General features: G+C 49.9%; 18 protein-coding genes. 12 read left to right on the top strand and 6 right to left on the bottom strand.

All coding sequences use genetic code 11. The features are described from left to right. Window positions 1–24 precede the first annotated feature (24 nt). The 8 genes from pilM to DCCM_RS16345 all read left to right on the top strand — a co-directional run bounded on the left by pilM (window position 25) and on the right by DCCM_RS16345 (window position 9,685). Window positions 25–948, top strand: coding sequence for a type IV pilus biogenesis protein PilM (gene pilM, locus DCCM_RS16380; RefSeq protein WP_128739177.1), 924 nt, complete (start codon window positions 25–27; stop codon window positions 946–948). Beyond that, complete coding sequence (locus DCCM_RS16375; RefSeq protein ID WP_128739176.1) at window positions 945–1,580, top strand: PilN family protein; 636 nt, start codon at window positions 945–947, stop codon at window positions 1,578–1,580. The genes pilM and DCCM_RS16375 overlap by 4 nt, the downstream gene beginning before the upstream one ends. Continuing rightward, window positions 1,573–2,199, top strand: a complete 627-nt coding sequence (locus DCCM_RS16370) for a hypothetical protein (RefSeq protein WP_104373467.1) — start codon at window positions 1,573–1,575, stop codon at window positions 2,197–2,199. Before DCCM_RS16375 ends, DCCM_RS16370 begins: the two co-directional genes overlap by 8 nt. Before the next feature lie 114 nt (window positions 2,200–2,313). Further along, on the top strand, window positions 2,314–3,732 hold the full coding sequence (locus tag DCCM_RS16365) for a TldD/PmbA family protein (protein WP_104373466.1): 1,419 nt from the start codon (window positions 2,314–2,316) through the stop codon (window positions 3,730–3,732). A 183-nt stretch (window positions 3,733–3,915) separates the two neighbouring features. After that, on the top strand, window positions 3,916–5,907 hold the full coding sequence (locus DCCM_RS16360) for an oxidoreductase (protein WP_104373465.1): 1,992 nt from the start codon (window positions 3,916–3,918) through the stop codon (window positions 5,905–5,907). Window positions 5,908–6,186: 279 nt separating this feature from the next. Next, a complete protein-coding gene (locus DCCM_RS16355; RefSeq protein ID WP_104373464.1) occupies window positions 6,187–7,623 on the top strand; it encodes a hypothetical protein in 1,437 nt (478 codons plus the stop codon). Continuing rightward, complete coding sequence (locus DCCM_RS16350) at window positions 7,620–8,492, top strand: PRC-barrel domain-containing protein (RefSeq protein ID WP_104373463.1); 873 nt, start codon at window positions 7,620–7,622, stop codon at window positions 8,490–8,492. Before DCCM_RS16355 ends, DCCM_RS16350 begins: the two co-directional genes overlap by 4 nt. 62 nt (window positions 8,493–8,554) lie before the next feature. Further along, window positions 8,555–9,685, top strand: coding sequence for a VanW family protein (locus DCCM_RS16345; protein ID WP_104373462.1), 1,131 nt, complete (start codon window positions 8,555–8,557; stop codon window positions 9,683–9,685). A gap of 114 nt (window positions 9,686–9,799) precedes the next feature. Here DCCM_RS16345 and DCCM_RS16340 read toward each other — a convergent pair whose 3' ends face one another. The 4 genes from DCCM_RS16340 to DCCM_RS16330 form a co-directional block, all read right to left on the bottom strand. Then, window positions 9,800–10,420, bottom strand: a complete 621-nt coding sequence (locus DCCM_RS16340) for a GNAT family N-acetyltransferase (RefSeq protein WP_104373461.1) — start codon at window positions 10,418–10,420, stop codon at window positions 9,800–9,802. A gap of 120 nt (window positions 10,421–10,540) precedes the next feature. Further along, window positions 10,541–11,896, bottom strand: a complete 1,356-nt coding sequence (locus DCCM_RS16335) for a sigma-54-dependent transcriptional regulator (RefSeq protein ID WP_104373460.1) — start codon at window positions 11,894–11,896, stop codon at window positions 10,541–10,543. 35 nt (window positions 11,897–11,931) lie between these two features. Then, the gene (locus DCCM_RS18810) at window positions 11,932–12,102 is read right to left on the bottom strand and encodes a hypothetical protein (protein ID WP_165792220.1); all 171 of its coding nucleotides are present in this window, start codon (window positions 12,100–12,102) and stop codon (window positions 11,932–11,934) included. Next, window positions 12,099–13,628: an ATP-binding protein gene (locus tag DCCM_RS16330; protein WP_231702825.1), complete on the bottom strand. Its 1,530-nt coding sequence runs from the start codon at window positions 13,626–13,628 to the stop codon at window positions 12,099–12,101. Before DCCM_RS16330 ends, DCCM_RS18810 begins: the two co-directional genes overlap by 4 nt. 747 nt (window positions 13,629–14,375) lie before the next feature. Between DCCM_RS16330 and DCCM_RS16320 the strand changes: the two genes are divergently transcribed. The 3 genes from DCCM_RS16320 to DCCM_RS16310 are packed head-to-tail and all read left to right on the top strand — an operon-like array spanning window position 14,376 to window position 16,714. Next, window positions 14,376–15,317, top strand: a complete 942-nt coding sequence (locus DCCM_RS16320; protein WP_104373457.1) for a sulfite exporter TauE/SafE family protein — start codon at window positions 14,376–14,378, stop codon at window positions 15,315–15,317. Window positions 15,318–15,338: 21 nt separating this feature from the next. Beyond that, a complete protein-coding gene (locus DCCM_RS16315; protein WP_207655619.1) occupies window positions 15,339–15,821 on the top strand; it encodes a DUF1634 domain-containing protein in 483 nt (160 codons plus the stop codon). A 44-nt stretch (window positions 15,822–15,865) separates the two neighbouring features. Next, the gene (locus tag DCCM_RS16310) at window positions 15,866–16,714 is read left to right on the top strand and encodes a hypothetical protein (protein ID WP_231702824.1); all 849 of its coding nucleotides are present in this window, start codon (window positions 15,866–15,868) and stop codon (window positions 16,712–16,714) included. On the opposite strand, the gene DCCM_RS16305 is transcribed toward DCCM_RS16310, so the two are convergent. Together DCCM_RS16305 and DCCM_RS16300 are read right to left on the bottom strand one after the other, a co-directional pair. Further along, the gene (locus tag DCCM_RS16305) at window positions 16,711–17,706 is read right to left on the bottom strand and encodes a sulfite exporter TauE/SafE family protein (protein WP_104373456.1); all 996 of its coding nucleotides are present in this window, start codon (window positions 17,704–17,706) and stop codon (window positions 16,711–16,713) included. The two genes, DCCM_RS16310 and DCCM_RS16305, sit on opposite strands and share 4 nt — an antisense overlap. Window positions 17,707–17,840: 134 nt before the next feature. Then, the gene (locus DCCM_RS16300; RefSeq protein WP_104373455.1) at window positions 17,841–18,164 is read right to left on the bottom strand and encodes a hypothetical protein; all 324 of its coding nucleotides are present in this window, start codon (window positions 18,162–18,164) and stop codon (window positions 17,841–17,843) included. A gap of 517 nt (window positions 18,165–18,681) precedes the next feature. Here DCCM_RS16300 and DCCM_RS16295 point away from each other — a divergent pair. Beyond that, window positions 18,682–19,641, top strand: a complete 960-nt coding sequence (locus tag DCCM_RS16295) for an MBL fold metallo-hydrolase (protein ID WP_165792219.1) — start codon at window positions 18,682–18,684, stop codon at window positions 19,639–19,641. Window positions 19,642–19,713: the final 72 nt, after the last annotated feature.

Raw genomic sequence — 19,713 nt, 5'->3', positions numbered from 1 at the left:
AACAAACAGCCGGCGGTGTTAAATATGATCAGGCTGATTTTTGCAAATAAAACAGCATATGGTTTGCACCTTGAGCCGGAAGGGCTGAGGGTGGTGGGTGTCAACCGTCGCGGCAAGGAATACCTGGTCTGTTGTCAGGCTTTTTTCCCTTCCGTGGAGGGGCGTCCCGGAGAAAAGAATTTTCCTGTGGTGAACCTGGAGGACGCTGCGGAGTTAATGGACGGCAAGGGTAGCGGGGCGGTGGCTGCCATGCCCGGAGATTTTTTAAGCATCCGGTTTTTCCAGCTTCCCCACATGCCCCTAAAGGAACCCGAAAAGGCTGCCGAATGGGAAATGAGACTGCTGTCCCCGGGCCAGGATGTACTGGTCAGGGTGCTCAGGCTGGGCGGACAGAGGGCCGGGGGCGGCAGCCTGGTGGATATGCTGGGCATATCTGTTTCCCGGCAGGTGGCCGGAGATTTTTACCTTTACTTTTCAGCGTCCGGTATCAGGCTATCGGCGGTGGAACCGGAATTTATCGCCCTGTGGCGCCTGTTAAAATATTGCGGCGCCCTGTCCGGCAGCCGGGATGAATATATCGCGGCGGCCTACGTGGGGATTTCCCGGTCGGTTCTTCTGGTGTGCAGGAATTCTGCTATCATGCATAGTAAAGTAATCCCGGCCGGAATTAAACGGGGAATGCCCCGCCGGGTTAGCCACGGAGGCAGTGACGGGCTGTTAACGGAAATTGAGCAATCCTTAAAACAAATGGCTGCTATGGAAAAACACTGTAAAATAGACGGGGTTTTGCTCTGCGGCCAGGCCGGGGAGTTGCTGGCCGGTGAAAAAAAATTGGCATACAAAGACATTATATTCCGGATATTGAGTGTGGAGTTCGGCGGCGGTGAGGTGCTGGCTCCGGAAATGGCCGTTGCGGCGGGCCTTGCTTTAAGGGGGCTGTGGAGTTGATGTACAGGGTTAATTTAATTCCGGAGGAGTATTCCGGCCGGGGGTTTGGCGGGCGGACAGGATTGAAAACAGCGGGCAGTATGGCGGCGCTTACCCTTTTACTGTTAATATTAACGTATGTTTATCTCCAGTCCGCCGCGGCGGGTTACCGGCAGGATGCGGCTGAATATCGCCGGAATGCCTGGAAGCCGGCAATGTCGCCGGCGGATATGGAGCGTTTACAAAAAGAACGGCGGGTTTATGAAAGCAGGATACAGCTTACGGGAGGTATTGCCCGGAGAGAATTTTTTCTTTCAGCCCCCGGGGAGAATATTTTTAAAGCCGTGCCCGGGGGGGTGGTATTAACCCGCCTGGAAATAAAGAAATCCGGGGTGGAGGGGTCCGGCTCCGGCTCAAAAAACGGCGGTGATTTCTATAAGGCGGAGTCTGATGAAAATCTGGTCATAACCGGGGAGGCATATTCTCTTGAGGCGCTGGGGGAGTATATAGCGGCCATTCAGGAATTAAATATTTTTAAGCGTTTAATAATCCGCGAGGCGTCATGGGAAAGGGAGCGTTATAAATTTATCCTGAGCGCGGCATTCAATAACGGTGTGGCAACGGATGCGCGGGAGAGCGGGAATAATGATTAATAATCCAACCGGCAGGGAAAAAGTTTTACCGGCGGTTTTTTTGTTTTTACTGCCGCTATGGATTTTTTTTCATTTTTTTATGCTTCCCGGCTACCGGGAATACAGGGAAGCCAGGAATGAAATGCAGGATGTCAAAAATAGCCGTAAAATAGAAAATACAGGGGATTCCGCAATAAACCGGGAGGCGGCCCTGTTGGGAAAGGCCAGGGCGGATTGGGAGGAATTAAAGACAAGATATGCCGGAAGCGGCCGTCAGGACACTTTAATTGCTCATTTGGGAAAGCTGGCCCGGGAACATAATTTAACGGTCCACGGTATTGGGTGCGGCAGAATTTCCACAATTGACGGCATTATTGTTCAACCTATGGAAATAAAATTTAAGGGACGATATGATGATGTCCTTGCGGTTTCAGGGGAACTGGAGAAGGGAAATTACTGCCTGGAGGTAAAAAGCGTCAAATTTGAACAACCGGAAGGTAATATCCAGGATAATGTGGAAAATAATAATTCTATTTCCAGTCCGGCTGAAAACCCGGAGGTCATTGACAGCCTTAATATAATGGAAGCTCCGGTGGCGGCGGGACTTTTAATTAATGTTTACTTCCTGCCGGATGAATGATATTGCCGGAGCTATATTGAAGCCGGGCGGGGAATAAAGATAATAAAAAAGCTAAGACTAATAATTGTCAATATTTGCTTGATTGCCCAAAGCTGATTAACGGGGTGGTTTAATTTGCTGGATAAAGGAGTACTGGAAGAGGTTTTGGAACTTGCGCTGGCCAACGGCGGGGACTTTGCCGATATTTTTATCGAGCGTAAAAAGGCCACCGGAATAGGTTGTGAAGGCGGCAAAATTGAAAGGGTGCAAAGCGGACTGGATGTGGGGGCCGGCATCAGGGTGCTCAACGGGGAATCCACGGCTTATGCCTACACCAACGACCTTACCAGGGAAGGCCTCGCCGGGGCGGCAAAGATAGTCAGCCACGCCGCCCCGGGGGGCAAAAAGAGCTGTAATATTGATTTGCGTAAAATAAAACCGCTGGTGGAATTTGAATTTCGTGAGCGGCCGGACACTGTGAAAACCGAATTGAAAGTGGAATTGGTGGAAGCGGCGGACAGGGCTGCCCGGGCTGTTGATCCCGGGCGGGTCAAACAGGTGATCGTCGGCTACGCCGATGTAATCCAAAGCGTGATTATCGCCAATAGCGCCGGAGATTATGTGGAGGATGAACGGATCAGAACCAGGGCCATGGTGCATGCCGTGGCGTCCGGGGGAGGGGGCATGCAGACCGGCTACGAGGCGGTGGGGAGCCTTTCGGGCTTCGAGTTGCTGAAAAACAATCCCCCGGAGGAGCTTGCCCGGGCGGCAGCCCGCAGAGCGGTTCAAATGCTGGAGGCCCGACCGGCTCCCGCGGGGAGAATGCCGGTGGTTATGGCCGGGGAAGCCGGTGGCACTATGGTGCATGAAGCCTGCGGGCACGGTCTGGAAGCCGATCTGGTGCAAAAGGGACTGTCAGTGTATGCCGGTAAAGAGGGCGGACGGGTGGCGGCGGAATCCGTCACGGTGGTTGACGATGCCACCATGCGGGACCGTTATGGTTCTTACGCCTTCGACGACGAGGGGGTGCCCTCCAGGAAGGTCGTGCTGATAGAAAAAGGAGTTTTGAAGGACTTTTTATATGACCGGCTTTCCGCCATGCGGGCCGGCAGGGATTCGAACGGACATGGCAGGAGGGAGTCATTCCAGGATAAACCCATTCCGCGCATGGGCAATACATATATCGCTCCGGGCAGGGAGGATCCGGAAAAGATAATAAAGGAGGCCGGACGGGGCCTGCTGGTAAAGAAAATGGGGGGCGGGCAGGTTAACACCACAACCGGTGACTTTGTTTTTGACGTGGCCGAGGGGTATATGATTGAAAATGGAGAGATAGGCCCCATGGTGAGGGGCGCCACCCTTACCGGCAACGGGCCCGAGGTGCTTGGCAACATAGAAATGGTGGGCAGCGACATAGGCTTTACCATAGGTACCTGCGGTAAGGACGGCCAGGGGGTTCCCGTAAGCGACGCCCAGCCCACCATATGGATCAACAACATCATTGTGGGTGGAACGTCCCATGGCGGAGATAACCCCAAAATAAGGAGAATATAAAAAAATCAGGCGCCGGAAAATACCGGGGCCTGATTTTTTTACGAATTTGAAAATTTCACAGGGTAAAATAAAATTTTTGCAGGAAATATTTTAACAACAAAGAATATAGCTGATAAGTTAGCATGTTATTATTTAATATGCGAACTGTAAATATGATTTCAATTTTTTAAGGGGGCTGGATTTTTGAAAGAGCTTTTTAAACCCATTGAAATTAACAGCCTGCGGATTAAAAACAGGATTGCCATGCCTGCCATGCACCTGGGATACTGCGAAAACGGTTTTGTTACCGACCGCCTGGTGGATTTTTATGAAGAGCGGGCAAAGGGAGGGGCCGGACTAATCATAGTGGGCGGCTGCGCCATTGACCATCACGGCTATCCTTCCATGATAAAAATAGATGACGACAAATATATTCCGGGTCTTTCCCGGCTCACAGAGGCGGTGAAAAAGCACGGCGCCGCCATTTCGGCCCAGTTGTTCCAGGCCGGGCGATACTCCTATTCCTTTATGTTCGGGGTGGAGCCGGTGGCCCCGTCCCCGGTGCCGTCCAAACTTACCCGCCAGACCCCCAGGGAGTTAACCGGGGATGAAGTGTTGGAAATGATAGAAGCCTTCGGGACGTCGGCCCTGAGGGCCAAACAGGCCGGTTTTAGCGCCGTGGAGGTAATAGCCAGCGCGGGTTATCTTGTTTCCCAGTTTCTTTCACCCATTACCAACCTTCGCCGGGACAGGTTCGGCGGCGAGCTGGAAAACAGGATGTTATTCGGCATTGAGGTGGCAAAAAATATAAGACAAAAGGTTGGTCCCGATTATCCCGTGTTCTTCAGGGTGGGCGGCAACGATTTCATGCCCGGGGGCAATACCAATGATGAAATAAGATTATTCTGCGTGGAGCTTGAAAAGGCCGGGGTGGACGCCATTAACGTAACCGGGGGCTGGCACGAAACCCTGGTTCCCCAGATAACCATGGGAGTGCCCAGGGGTAATTACGTTTATCTGGCCACCCGGATTAAACAGATGGTTAATATTCCGGTAATAGCCTGCAACAGGATAAACGACCCGGTGCTTGCGGAATCCATTCTTTTTGACGGCCTGGCGGACATGGTGGGAATGGCCAGGGGTCTTATCGCGGATCCCGAATTGCCGTTAAAGGCTGCCCAGGGGCGTATCAATGATATCCGGCGCTGCGTTGGCTGCAACCAGGGCTGTCTTGACACCGTTTTCACGGGCGGCAAGGTTTCCTGCCTGGTAAATGCCAGGGCCGGCCGGGAGTTCGAGTTGCAAACCTCGCCCCCGGTTAGGTTGAAGAATGTGCTGGTGGTGGGTGGAGGCCCCGCGGGCCTTGAGGCCGCCCGGGTAGCCGCGGGCAGGGGCCACAGGGTGACCCTCTGGGAGAAATCCGGCTCCCTGGGAGGACAGTTGAATATCGCCTCCATACCTCCGGGCCGGCAGGAGTTTTCACTGCTGGTGGACTATTTTGCCTACCAGATGAAGGAACTTGGTATCCAGGTGGAATTGAACAAGGAAGCCACGGTGGAAAATGTGCTGGAATTTGGCGCGGACGCGGTGATTGTGGCAACCGGGGCCTCGCCCATATCACCTCCCATACAGGGCTCGGATGGTGGAAATGTGGTGCAGGCCTGGGATGTGCTGGCTTCCGAAGTCAATACGGGCGGCAAGGTGGCGATTATAGGCGGGGGCGCGGTGGGATGCGAAACAGCCCTGTTCCTGGCCTGCAAGGGGACCATCAGTCCTGAAACAATGCATTTTCTGGCACTGAACAGGGCTGAGACATGGGAAAGGCTGGTGGAACTGGCCTCCAGGGGAATTAAAGAGGTCACAATAATTGAAATGCGGCGTTCCGCCGGGGCGGATATGGGACAGTCCACCCGCTGGACAGTATTACAGGAGCTGCACAGGTATGGCGTTAAGGTAATAACCGGAGCCGTGGCGGATGAAATTACCGCCTCGGGAGTATATATAAAAAAAGGCGAGCAAAGGGAACTGGTCGAGGCGGATACCGTGGTGATGGCGGTGGGTTCCAGGCCTGAGAGCTCACTGTGTGAGCTGTTGAAGGAAAGAGTTAAAGAAATATATATGGTGGGTGATGCCGTATCTCCACGCAAGGCCCTTGATGCCGTTTACGATGGTTTTACGGCGGGAGAGGTGCTTTAAAAAAGCCGGAGGTTCACAACCCTTTCGAACATTAATAAAATGCCGGGATTACACCGGCATTTTTGTTTGCGCCCGGATGAAAACCCGGCACCGTGAGGTAATCATTGTATACCGCTAAAATACCTCAATTTGGCAATATCTGTAGCTTATTGGTATAAAATTGTTGGCAATATAAATGTTTATTTCATACTTTATGTCAAAATATTGACAAAAAAGTCGCTATGGTCTTAAATATAAGTTAAATGAGATGTTCCGGCAACCGGACACTGGGGTGTAGTGATGGGCGAATTTCTAACTTTTACCACATTATTCAATGCCGCCATATTCATCGGTATCTTTGCCATCAGGCGCAGCATTCCCATAAAAACCCAGGTGCTGATAATTGCCTTTTTCATGTCCGTTTTTTTCTGCTTCCTATATCCATTGCTGGCTTCGTATTTTACATTTCCATTTGTTATCTATGTTTACATATTACTGGTGGTAATCGGAGCAATATTGCTTTTCTTTATCGAGAGATTATATTTCGCTCCGGAGGCTGACGATAGACGAACGGACGGATACGCGGCGGGAAGCGCTTTTACCGTTATGGAATCCGCGGTTCCGGCGCCCTCCGCCTATCCTGTTTATAAACCCCTGCCAGGTATCGGGCTGGGGGATAAAGGTTGTCTTTCCGGGGAAAGGATTGCTTTACCCGCGGGGAATAGCCCCAATAAACCATTCCCGGAGCCTGTCGCGGGGTTGTCAACGGATTTGCAGCCCGGGCTTGCAGTAGAAGAGGCAGGGGGAGAATACCAAAAAGGCAATGTTATAGCCAATGACATAGTTGTGGAAGATAGCTGCCTGCCGTCCATAAATGAGCCGCCGGCGGAGGTAGTTGAAATAATCTCCGCTGACGCCGCTGCTGTGGACAATTATGCCTGCGACCACCGGGAGCCTCCTCAGCCGGGTATAATAATTGGTAAAGAAGAGGAGGACTTTTGTGTTCCGGTGTCAACCATGGAATTCATTAAGCCGGAAAATGAAGATATGGCGGAAGAATTGTCCCGGACAGTTTTTTCTGTGAGCGTGTTTCCGGATGTGTACCAGTGTGCCTGCACCGATGCCGACATATGCCGGGATGACGGGACGGATGAGTTGCTTGATGATATTGATGTAGAACCGCAGAACATTAAGAATGAATGCCTGGAGGAAAATATCCTTCTTTTAGAGAATGAATATAATCGAAATATGGAAGAAGTTGTAGACGAAGCCGTGGAAGAGGCCGCGGCTGCGGAATTGACGGAACAGAACGGCGGATTTGAGGTTGGTTATTATATCGACGACTCCCCCTATGATTGCCGGCGGGAGGATTGTCTGGCTGACAGGGCGCTTATCCCCGACCGGTCCTCCGATGCCCTTCAAGGGGAACAGCCGGCTGTTTTCCCCGGGCATTGCGATATCAACAGCATGGTGGATGTGGCCTTTGATAAAAAATCCTCCGGGGATCTTGCAGGGGCGGTGGCTGTGTTTATGCATGCGCTCAGGCTTAATCCCTCCGCCCGTCTGGCAGTTCTGATATGCCTTGAAATGAGCGCCATATACAGGGACATTGGACAAACTGAACAGGCGGCCGCTGTGCTGGATATGTTACTGGCCCGCTGGGGAACTGTAATTGACGGAAAAATATATGAAGTCATCAAAAACAGTATTAATGAATTGAAGGGAGAACAGGCATGAAAAAAGCGCAACCTTTTGTGGGGCTGAATGTAATGGGCATAGAAATGGGGGAGCAGCTTGGCAAGGTGGCCGGATTTGTAATTAATCCCGATTCCGGCAGGGTGGATTATCTTCTGCTGGAGAGGGATATCTGGTATGGGGAAATGAGGGCGTTGAATTATGACGCGGTTCTTGGCGTGGGGGAATTCGCCGTTACCACCAATAACAGCAAGGAAATCTATAGTGTGAGCCAGAAGCCGGAAATAATCTCGCTGCTGGAAAAAGATATCCAACTGGTCAAGGCCGGCGTAATAACACGTTCCGGTGAATACGTGGGCGTGATAACCGAGTACTACATCGACGAAAAAACCGGTAAAATAGCCGGATGTGAAATTTGCGGCGAAAAAGGCGAAATGCTGGGCATAATCCCTGCAGACAAGGTTATTACCTTTGGTTCCAAATACATTGTGATTGATGACAACCGTGAAGAATTCCTGCTGCAGGAACTTTCCGGCACGCCTCAGACTGCTGTCCCTGCCGACGCCGACGGGAAGGACGCGTCCGGTTCAGCAGTCCTGGAGGAGGAGTCCGGCGGCGTTTCCATCCCGGAGCCGGCTGTGGAATCCGTTGAAAAGCCCGCTGAGGAAGCGGTGGAAGAAGAAAAGGCAGCCGAAGAGCAAAAAGCCGCAGAAGCAAAAGTCGCGGAGGACCCGCTGGAATTGTTTGAGGCTCGTCAGCGCCAGTATCTATTGGGTAAAAAGGCCGCCAAAAAGATTATCGGGGCCGGTGGAAAGGTAATAGTTGATGAGGGAGAAATAATAACCAATGAGATTATTGAGCTGGCAGTGGCGGATGACAAATATATCGAACTGACCATGAATGTTAAATAATAACTATGCGGTGTTTGTGCGGATCTGTTCAATTAAACCAATATTAATCAAGGGCTAGTCAAATGACTAAAAGAATAATATTGCTGGCAGCTCTGCTGGCCATGCAGGCAATGGTTGTTCCTGTTGCGGGGGGAGTGATACTTTCCGACCGGTGGGGTAAGGTTATTGTATCCGGAATCTATCTTGACGGTATACCCCTGGAAGGCATGACCCTGCAACAGGCCAGACAATATTTGAAGGAACGTATTCCACCCGCCGATAAGGGTGTGTTAAAGTTGCAGGCGGGCGGAAGGGTTTGGGATATTGCCCTGAAGGATATTAATGCCCAGTATGACTTGGATGAAGCTTTAGACAGGGCTTTTTCCGTGGGACACTCCGGATCGGTCATAAGAAGGTTTACCGAAGCGGTGGGCGCCGACGGCAGGAGCGTGGATTTTCTGTTGCCTGTCAGGTACGATAGGGAATTATTGCACTCGGAAATTGATAAAATCAACCGCTGGTACAAAGCCGAACCCGCCAACCTCCCCCATAGCGCAAAGCTTCACTGGCGGGAAGACAGGGTTGAAATGATTCATTCGGTAACGGGCAGTGAGATAGATATAGATGCTACCATGGGCAGGCTGTCGTCATGGCCCTTTCAGGCGGGAAAAGCAATGCCGGTTGTGGTCAGGCCTGTTCGGCCGGATATATCCGAAAAAGATCTTGCGGGAATTAATGATGTTATTGGTTACTTCAACACCGAATTTGATCCCCAAAGAGTGGACAGGGTGCATAATATCAAACTGGCGGCCCAGTCCCTTGACGGAATACTTTTAAAGCCCGGAGAGGAATTTTCCTTTAACAGCACCATTGGAGCCATAAGCGGACAGAACGGGTATAAAAAGGCTACGGTGATTATAGGCAACAGATTGACTGACGACTACGGCGGAGGCGTCTGCCAGGTAACCACCACCCTGTATAATGCCGGACTGAAGGCGGGGGTGGAGGTGCTGGAGCGCTATAGCCATACGGTTCCGGTTAGTTACGTGAAGCCGGGAATGGATGCCACCGTGGCGCAGGGGTTTAAGGATTTCAGGTTTAGAAACAGCAGCCATTATGCCCAGTACATATCCTGCGGGGTGGACACCGTGAAGGGCAACGTGGAGGTGTGGATACTGGGTAAAGCCGATCAAAAGGCTAACGGCAATACCTGACGTGCGCCAAAATGAGACTGTTTATCTCCAGCTGTCGAGGACGGGGTTTTTGCGGACTGTCAGCCGGATAATAAAAAGAGGCGGGCGCCTAAGCCCGGCCTCTTTTTTGCTAAATCAGTCCACCAGGGAGTTCTGGTAGGTCAGGTCGTCAAATGCCTTCATGTAGGTGCTGGACACCTGTGAGCCGAACCGGACCATAAGCATGTTGGCGGGATGCTCCAGGATGTCCGGGTCATCCGTCCGGCGCTTTTTAAAATCCACCGTGCTGAACAGTTTGGTAAGCATTCTCTGGTAAGACATTACGTCCAGTCCGCTGTTTCTAAGGTCCCAGTGCCAGAAAAACTCTGTGGTTATAACCACGTACTCTTCCATAACACCATTTGCAAAAGCTGCTTTCAGAAGCGCTGTTCCTATGCCCAGCCGTTTGCATTCCTGGCTGACTTCAATGGCCCCGAGCTCCAGTATGCGAGGGTGTTTGCTCCACCTGGAGTACTGGCTGGGATAGTGGAACATTACATAACCCACTATTTCCTTGTCCAGCCTGGCAATATAAACCATACCCTCGGGAGAATTGGCCACTATTACCATGGACTCGTGCTGCCTGTCCGGGGCGCGGAAATTTGACAGCTTCTGGTTCATGGTAAGAGACATCAACAAGTCGCCGCCAACAGGACCTTCGATATATATAGTACCCTTGGGGGTATTGATTTCTCTGCCGTCTTTTGATATATCCATAGTCACCACCGCTAATTTTGCTTGATTTTTGTGCCTATTTATTTATAAAAATATTCTGATAAAAGTATAATAAATCCTTCTTTTTCAGGAAAAGATTTTTTTATTTTTTATAAACCCGGTTCAACTTAATACTATCCCGTGTTTCTGTACCCGGTATAGCAGGGCGGACCTGGTAATGCCCAGTAACTGCGCGGCCCTGGTTTGATTTCCCTTACTTTTTTCCAATGCCTTTATAATGAGCTCCTTTTCCAGATCCTCCAGGGATATTCCATTTTCGGGGATACGCACCACGGAACCCATCTCATATCCCTCGGAAATTTCCTGTATCTCTATGGGAAGATCCTCGGGTGTGATTTCGTTTCCGTGACATATTATGGCGGCCCTTTCCACCACGTTTTGAAGCTCCCTGATATTACCGGGCCAGTTGTACTGGGTAAGGAGTCTGATGGCTTCGGGAGAAAATTTGTTCACAAAATAGTTGGGCCGTAATTTTTCTAAAAAATGGTTGGCCAGTATAGGTATATCCTCTTTTCTATCCCTTAAGGGGGGAAGGTTAATCTGAACAACGTTAAGCCGGTAATATAAGTCTTCCCGGAAAAGACCCTTTGACATGGCTTCCGCCAGGTTTCTATTGGTGGCCGCAATGACCCTCACGTCCACATGCAGGGTTTCGGTTCCCCCCACCCTTTCGAAGGATTTTTCCTGCAGCACCCGCAATAGTTTTACCTGCATATTAAGGGGCATTTCAGCTATCTCGTCCAGGAAGATAGTGCCTTTGTCCGCCAGCTCGAAACGGCCCAATTTACGGGCTACGGCACCGGTAAAGGCCCCCTTTTCGTGGCCGAACAGCTCGCTTTCCAGCAGGTTGTCGGGCAGGGCGGCGCAATTAACCGGCACAAAGGGGCCGTCGCGCCTGGGACTGTTGCGCTGTATGGCTACCGCCGCCACCTCCTTGCCTGTTCCGCTTTCACCGGTGATGAGAACGGTGGCGTTGCTGTTGGCCACCTTTTCGATAAGTTTGGTCACCTGTTTTATGGCGGGGCTTTCCCCAACCATCATTTTATATTTTTTGGCGAGTTCGGAACGAAGGAAGTTGACCTCGGTGACCAGCTGGCTCATCACCAGGTTTTGTTTGATGACCAGTTTCAGTTCATCAAGGTCAAAGGGTTTTGTTATATAATCGGAAGCCCCCTCCTTCATGGCCTCAATGGCTGTTTCAATGGTGCCGTGGGCTGTAAGCATTATTACGGGAAGCTTGGGGCACATTTCCTTTATCTTTTTCAGAACTTCCAGCCCGTCCATTTCAGGCATTTTTAAATCCAGAAGGACCAGTGAGGGAGCCTCCTCCCTGATTATATCAAGCCCCTGCCGCCCCCTGTTGGCGCTTAAGGCCTGATAGCCTTCCTGACGCATGGCTCTTTCCAGAGCCCAGCACATATGTTCCTCATCATCAATGATTAATATTTTGGGTATCATGCCAACTATCCCTCCGCGCCCCTGGGGGGCCGTTCCTAAAACTTTCGTCCGGCTTTGCCAGGTTCCCCGGCCAGTATTATCGGGGACATTCCTCCAAAGGTGGTGTGTCCCCCGATCTCCGTACTATTAGTACGCTCCGGGCTGTCCGGCTTCTCCTTTCGCGCCATACCTGTTTTTTGAAGGGCCTCCGAATATGGGTTTATCAACAGGCACCCGGTGTTAATAGCTTAACAGTAAAAGTGGTTCCCCTGCCCACTTCACTATTTACCTCCAGGGTGCCTCCGTGACTTTTTACAATCTGGTGGCTGATGGATAACCCCAGGCCTATTCCGCTATCCTTGGTTGTGAAAAACGGGTCGAAAATGCTGGAAACCGTTTCGTGCGGTATTCCTTCACCGTTATCTGTAAATTCAATACATACATATTCGTCTTTCTGATAAGAAGCTATTTTTAACTCACCGCCTTCGGGCATGGCTTGAATGGCGTTTAAAATCAGGTTTACAAAAACCTGTTTTATTTTTTCACCGTCGGCGTTTACCGGCGGTATTTCTTCAGCAGGATAAACATGCAGGTCAATTCTGTGCTGCCGGAGCATCGGGCTGGTAAAGGTCAGCACCTTGTTCAGCAGGGAGTTTACCGATACGGGCTGAACCAGCGGTTTGCTGGGGCGTCCAAAATCCAGCAGTTCCTGGATAACCCGGTTTTGCCGGTCCACGTGTTCTTTTATCACCGCGGTATATTCGGTAATATCGTGAGTATCCTTTAATTCCGCCTCCATGACCTGGACAGTGGCCTTGACCACACCGATAGGGTTGCGCAGTTCGTGCGCCACACCGGTTACCAGGCGCCCCAGGGCAGCCAGCCTTTCCGTGCGGCGCAGTTCTTCCTCCAGCTTTTCTTTCTCCGCCAGTCCCATGGCCATTTTATTTATGGCCTGGCCAATCTGGCCCGGTTCACCGGGCAAATCGGGAAGCAGTTTGGTTATGTCCTTTTCCATGGCGGCCAGGCCTTTTTTTAAATTGCTCACCCCGCTGGTCAGGTTGTGAATGACAATCAACGCTCCGGCGGAGCCGATGAAAAATCCGAAAAGGGCGATATACCTGGTAATCATAAGAAAATTACGGCTTTGGGCAAAAATGGGATGCAGGCGCTCGTCCGCCCAGGCCACTGCGATTAATCTGTCGTTGTATTTAAGGGGAACAAGATATTCAAAGGTTTCGTCATTTAGGCTGCTGGCCAGGCGGGCCAGCGGCTTCTGGCTGGCCACCACCGCTATCAGACCCGAATTGGCTTCATCCAGTATTCTTTTCTCCCTCTCCCGTTCCTCCTGAATTGACCGTTTACGGTACTGGTGAAGGAAACCCTGGACATAAATTTGTTCGTTGTGAGGAAGATACAGCCCGAATCTAACGCCCGGGTACTGGGGCACCAGGGGTTCGGCAATTTCGTTAAAGGACTGCTTCAGGTAATTGTCCAGTTCTTCCTGGGGTATACCTGATATTTTTGCTCCCTGATATTTTTGCTCCAGGGCCCGGGTGACTCCCGGCACTATCTGGGCTTGCACTATGTTCCCCAACCGCTCTTTTCTATCCAGTATCAATGCCTCGTCACTTTTAGAGGCGAAAAATATATCGTATAGCATTACCAGTATGGGGATTAGCAGAAGAATAGCGGTAACGGACATTATCTGGAATTTTATGCTTTTTTGCGTAAAGGAAAGGTTCAGGTGCAAGCGCCTCCCTCCTGCGCGCGTAAGCAGTTTAAGTCCGGTATTAAGCCTGCCAACCGGCATGTGAATAAAAACACACTACGGTTTACTGTATTATAACATACACTGCCCGGGATAAAGAAGAGAAATATTGTACTTTAATATGTGGATTTGGCAGGCGGCTGTCCTGAAAATTTAGCAGGATGGTTAATATGTGGGGCGTGCGGCCATTTTTTATTGTTCAGTATTGTACAATAATTTCTTCCAGACCGCCGGTTTACAGTGGTAAAGGGGTTTTCCAGATTTTGAAACCACATAAAATAATTGATTAAACAGTATTCATCCGGGTGGACATAAGCCTGAAGTCATAAAAAGTGTTTGTGAATGATATTTATATGTGTGTGAAATCAGACAGTATGTATGCTGTTGTAATGAACTTCACAACCCGGTATTATCAAAATATTGCAAAGGGATTGTGTGATATCAAACAATAAGGCCGCCCGCAGATTGTTACATAGTGCCCAAACCCTTGATAAACGGGGCTCTTTTTTTGTGGCACGGTATCTGCATTCAGGATGATGGCAATAACGGTAATCGGGTGACAGAGGGCTTAAACCGTGGAAATGAGGGAGGGATGCCGGAACAAAAGTACTTTGTGGGACTAATAGCTAACATAAAAAAACCGCACAGAATTAGGAATTTATAACTTGTAAATTTTTTAACGTGTTTTTCGGGAGTTGTCAGTACATTGTAATATTGGAGGGAGAGGAAATGTTTCAGTCAATTATTGATGCAGGTAATTTGCTTTCAGCCTCCGCCGCCGGTTCCCAGGCGGGCCAGGCGGCTGCGGCAGCCGCCACGGCCGGCTCCGGGACCCCCTGGTGGATGTGGCCCCTGATGCTCTTTGTGGCCACCTTTATAATGGGAATATTGGCGGTTCTGGCCGGTGTGGGCGGTGCTGTCCTGTACACGCCGATTATTTCGGGATTTTTCCCTTTTCACCTGGATTTCGTAAGGGGCGCCGGATTGATTGTGGCCCTGGCCGGAGCTCTGGCAGCCGGCCCCGGGCTTCTCAAGCTAAACCTGGCCAACCTGCGTTTGGCCCTGCCCGTGGCGTTGATAGCCTCAACCTTCAGTATACTGGGGGCCTTCATGGGATTGGCGCTGCCCACCAACGTGACCCAGATGGCCATGGGAATCACCATCATAGCCATATCAGTCCTGTTTATAGTGGCCAAGAACAATGAATTTCCCAGGGTTGGGGCTCCCGACAAGCTTACCGCGGCGTTGGGCATCTCGGGCGCTTATTACGAGCCTTCCGTGGGCAAGAAAATCGATTGGACCATATGGCGTACTCCCCAGGGTTTCCTTATGTTCTGCGGTATTGGCACCATCGCGGGCATGTTCGGACTGGGCGCCGGCTGGGCCAACGTACCGGTGCTGAATATGTTGATGGGAGCGCCTTTAAAAGTGGCGGTGGGCTCCAGCAAGTTTCTGCTCTCCATAACCGATACATCCGCCGCCTGGGTATATCTCAACCAGGGTGCGGTAATTCCAATCATAGCGGTTCCCTCCGTGCTGGGCATTATGATGGGTTCATTTGTGGGAGTAAGGCTTTTGGCCGGAGCAAAGCCAAAAATGGTTAAATACCTTGTTATAGTAATGCTGCTGTTTGCCGGTATAAGGTCTCTGTTAAAGGGCTTTGGTATATAGGGGAGAAGGAGGCGTAAAAATATGAGCAAGGCGAACATTAATGTCGCTGAACATGGTCCTGTGAAAAAGGCCGAGGATAAAAAGCAGGTTCAAAAGATAGAGATTCCCCAGGAGCAAATTAAATATGCCAACCTGCTTCTATACGGCGCCTGGACCGGGATAGCCATTCTGTTGGTAACTTTTACTTTATACATGGGCGGTATCTTGAAAGCTTTCGTACCTCCTTCCCAGATGCCCCAGTACTGGACTATGAAGGTTGGCGATTACCTTCACGCCACCGGTGCTCCCACCGGCTGGTCCTGGCTGGGAATGCTGGGTTATGGTGATATAGTGAACTTCATTGGCGTTGCCCTGCTGGGTTTGCTGACCATTGGAGGCTACCTTATACTGCTGCCCGCTTATTTAAAGAAAAAAGACACCCCCTATACCGCTATAGTGATAGCCGAACTGATAGTGCTGACTGTTGCCGCCTCCGGTATTCTGGGCGTGTCTGCCGGACATTAAGCCGGGAATAAAGCCTGTCTGATATTTTTAACAGGGTAAGTTTGGTGTATACTGTAAGACGTGTTCCTTTCCCATTAAATGCAAGGACGTTTTGTGTCTGGTGTTTTGTGGTTGGCCGGGGCGGAAAATTTAAGGGAGAGGATTTTATTCGCCCCGGCCGGCTTAAACTGTTTGTGGGGGTGGTTATCGTGGCCGACAAGGATTTTATCGAGACTTTCAGCCGGCAAAAAAAGGCTTTTCTGCGGAAATTCAGCAGAGAGGCCGATAAGCAAAAATCCGATTCCAGTCCCGCTGTAGAACATAAAAAAGTATTGGATTGGTTTGAAAGCTGGCTTAAGGGCGAAGCTGAAGCTGTTTCCGGGAAAAGGGAGCGCGCCAGGGAAAGATTAAAGGAACGGGTAAAGGAAAGGGAACAGGGTGCACTTTCCTTTGAACAATTTGTGGATATGGTTTTGGAGCAGACAAAGGAGTTGCTGGCCGAAAGAGATATAGAGATTAATTATTCCCTTCCCGGCCAGAGCCTGGGAATAAGTGAATCCTGGAAATGCGTAAAGGTCTTTGGCAATAACGATATATATTACCGCATAGGAAGAACGAGGCCCCGGAAAGGGCCCCGCAAGGGAGAAGAGCTGCTGGTTTTGGATCTGGTAATGGACGGCTACAAAAAACAGGTATTCGTGCCCCTGCTGGATAGAAAGGAAATAATAGAAGAAAACATCGGCAGTGATCTGGAACGCGAGCTGCCAAAGGTTGAAGCCACGGGAAAATACAGGTTTAAAATGCTTTTGCCCTTTGATCTGGTGGAAAAAGGAGATGTAAAAGAAACGGCAAAAAAGTTCGTTGATTTTATTTCCGCCACCAAACATCATCTCAATGAACTCGGCGTTAATTAATGTACCGGCTTTTCCTCCACTTGAGCTGTTCGCTGTGAATGTTTAATTGATGTTATTAAAAGGTTGACTGATATTATAGCCACCAATAGCGTGCAGGCTCCCAGCAACGCCTTGCCGGCCGGCATGCCGGACCCGCTGATGTTTAAAATTTCAGCCGCTGCGGAGACCGCCAGAACAATGGCAAAAATCAGCCTGGAGTTGCTCCATCTTATTTCAGCCGGAAAAAACAGCGCAATTTTGTCCCCCAGCATTACGGATATTACAACCACCAGGACCAATAGCAATTCCAGATTGCCGGTCAGTGAAAAACTAACCATTCCCGCGGAATCAATAATCAGAATGGGCAAAACACTGGACGCGGCTGCCATTGCCGCGGGCAGTCCCAATACGTACATGAATAAAGGCGCGGCGGCAAATGAGCCTCCCAGCCCAAGCAGACCCGTGGCAAAGCCCAGCAACAGGCCCACTGCGGTCACTCTGCCCACTGTAATGTGCTTCAGGCCGACAGCGCCCGGCGCTGCCAGGGGATAACGCCATCTCAGGCCGAAGGGCGGCAGGGGATTATCCTCAAAATAACCGTGACGGTAATAGGTGCGCCAGTGGCGCATATAACCGAAGGCGGCGAATAGTGTCAGCAACACATAGGCCGAGTGTACCGTTGGTGCCGCGATGCCCCGTTCCGCCAGGAATATGTAGAGCATTCTTCCCGCTATAATTCCCGGCAGGCCCATGAGGCCGACCACAAAACCTACCCTGCGCAGGGAATGCTTCTTTGGGTTCCCGCTTAAACAGGTAAAAGCCGAGTTGCTGAAATTTTGGGTAATTCCGGCGCCTGCCGCGTAATTCAGCGGAATGCCCAGCATGTTGAGCAGGGGTACCATAAAAAGGTTGGCCGCCTGACCAAAACCCTGGCGAAGTATACCCACAAGTATGCCGCCTGCAAATAAATATAATGGATTGACGGCTGTACCGGCCACAGATAAAGATAGCATGGCCTTCACCTCAAATGTTGTTTGTTAACGTACACCAAATTGTATTTTGAAAAGTCTGTTGATGAATGTAAATAAAAGAGCGATCTAGTATGTCTAATAATGTACAAATTATACGTGAGATAAATCACTTTTATTTAGCCAAAAAAACTCTTGCCGTACCAATATGCACAATAACAAGCATAAGCCAGTGATATTGTTGCCACTATACTCAGGCTTACAAGGGCTCTTTTCCCGCTGCAGCTGCCGCGCAGCATCTCAACCCTGGAGAGTTCCGCCGCGCAGAAAGGTTCACCCAGATATTTTTCAATCCAGTTTTTGCTTTCTTTAACCTCTGCGAAAGGAACTCCCGTATGTGTGCCGAAGCCTCTTTTACGGCCCCTCGCCTCGCTTAGAACAATAATATTGCTGACGGGCCTGTTTTGGGTTTTATTAATCCTGGTGCTCCCTGCGTTCATCATTTAAACAACCCCCCTTGGAAAAATTAAATGTTTCCGGTGTTTTCCTTTCCGGCTCCCGGTGAAATAAATTTATGACATACCACCTCCCGACCAGGTCAGGGGATATACCTTCCGGTATGGTTTGAATTTACTGTTCCTTAGCATTTTTGGAAAGGAATATTCCCCAATGTAGTGAATTTTTTAACATGGTTGTTGACAACAATACAAAGGTATATTCCGAAGATTGTTACAAGCAGGTTAATAATGTGGCTGAATTGCCGGCCAAGCCACAGAAAATCAAATGCGTTTCTCTTTGTATATAATATCACAAGCAGTGACAAAATGACAATATGATTTGGAGGAGGCATGTGAAAAAAATAATTAATTTAAAATGACAAAAATATTTGCCTGGCTGTAAAATATTAATATAAATGAGAACATTATGACAATAATTCTGTCCCGGCAGGAATTTAGATTAAATGTGTGGAAACTTTCTGTTAATTTGCAGCCGAAGTATGACCGGTGGCAGGAGGTCCCTATGGAGATTGATAAAAATATTATTAAGCTGATGCTCCCGTTACCTTTCAGACTGGACTACATAAACTGCTATTTGTTGCGGGGTAAAGAAGGTTGGGACATAATCGATTCGGGGCTTAATTATCCTCCTGCCCTTGCAGCCTGGGAAAAATTTTTTAAATTATATAATATAAGATATACGGACATCAATAACATCTATTTAACTCATTATCATCCCGATCATTACGGTACGGCCGGCTGGCTGCAGGCTCTAACCGGCGCGTCGGTGCATATTCACAGGGCGGAGAACGCCCAGGTGGAACAGTTGTGGAAAAAAGGCAGGCTGAACTTTCCACTGGTAGGGGATATGTTTAACGAGCACGGTATGCCGGCAACCCTTACAACCGAGGTTGTGGATAATTTATCGGAAATTCTTGCCAATGTCCAGCCCCACCCGATATTGAGTTTTCTGGATGGCGGAGAAGAAATAGAAATAGGTTTACGCCTTTTTAAGATTTTGCATACCCCGGGCCACTCGGACGGACATCTTTGTTTTTTCTGCGAGGCTGAGGGTCTGCTTATTTCCGGGGACCATATATTGCCTCATATTACTTCAAATATTGGTTTATGGCCTACTTCCCATTCAAATCCCCTGGAGCACTATCTGACTTCCCTGGAAATGACCGGCTGCCTGGAGGTTAAAAAGGTGTTGCCCGGGCACGGAAATGTGTTTAACGATTGTGCCGGCCGGGTTGACCAGCTAATCCGGCACCACCGGCAGCGGCTGGTGAGCATAGCCGACATGGCGGCTAACGGGAGCACCGCCCATAAAATATGTGAACTATTATTCGGTGAGGATCTCAAATTGCATGAACTCCGCTTTGCCATGGCTGAAACCCTGGCTCATTTGGCCTACCTGGAAAGCAGGGGAAAAGTGATTTCCAAGAGAGAGGGAGAAGTTATAATATATAGGAAGGTGTAGAGGAAAGGGGACACACCTCTCTTTGCAGCACTGCTTTGGGGTCGGAGGAATGTCCCCAACGTATGTTAGGGG

The organism is Desulfocucumis palustris (assembly GCF_002933875.1).
In the GTDB taxonomy this organism is placed as follows: Bacteria; Bacillota; Desulfotomaculia; order Desulfotomaculales; family Desulfocucumaceae; genus Desulfocucumis; species Desulfocucumis palustris.
Note: the sequence above shows the minus strand (reverse complement) of the source record. Positions and strands in the feature narration are given on the sequence as shown.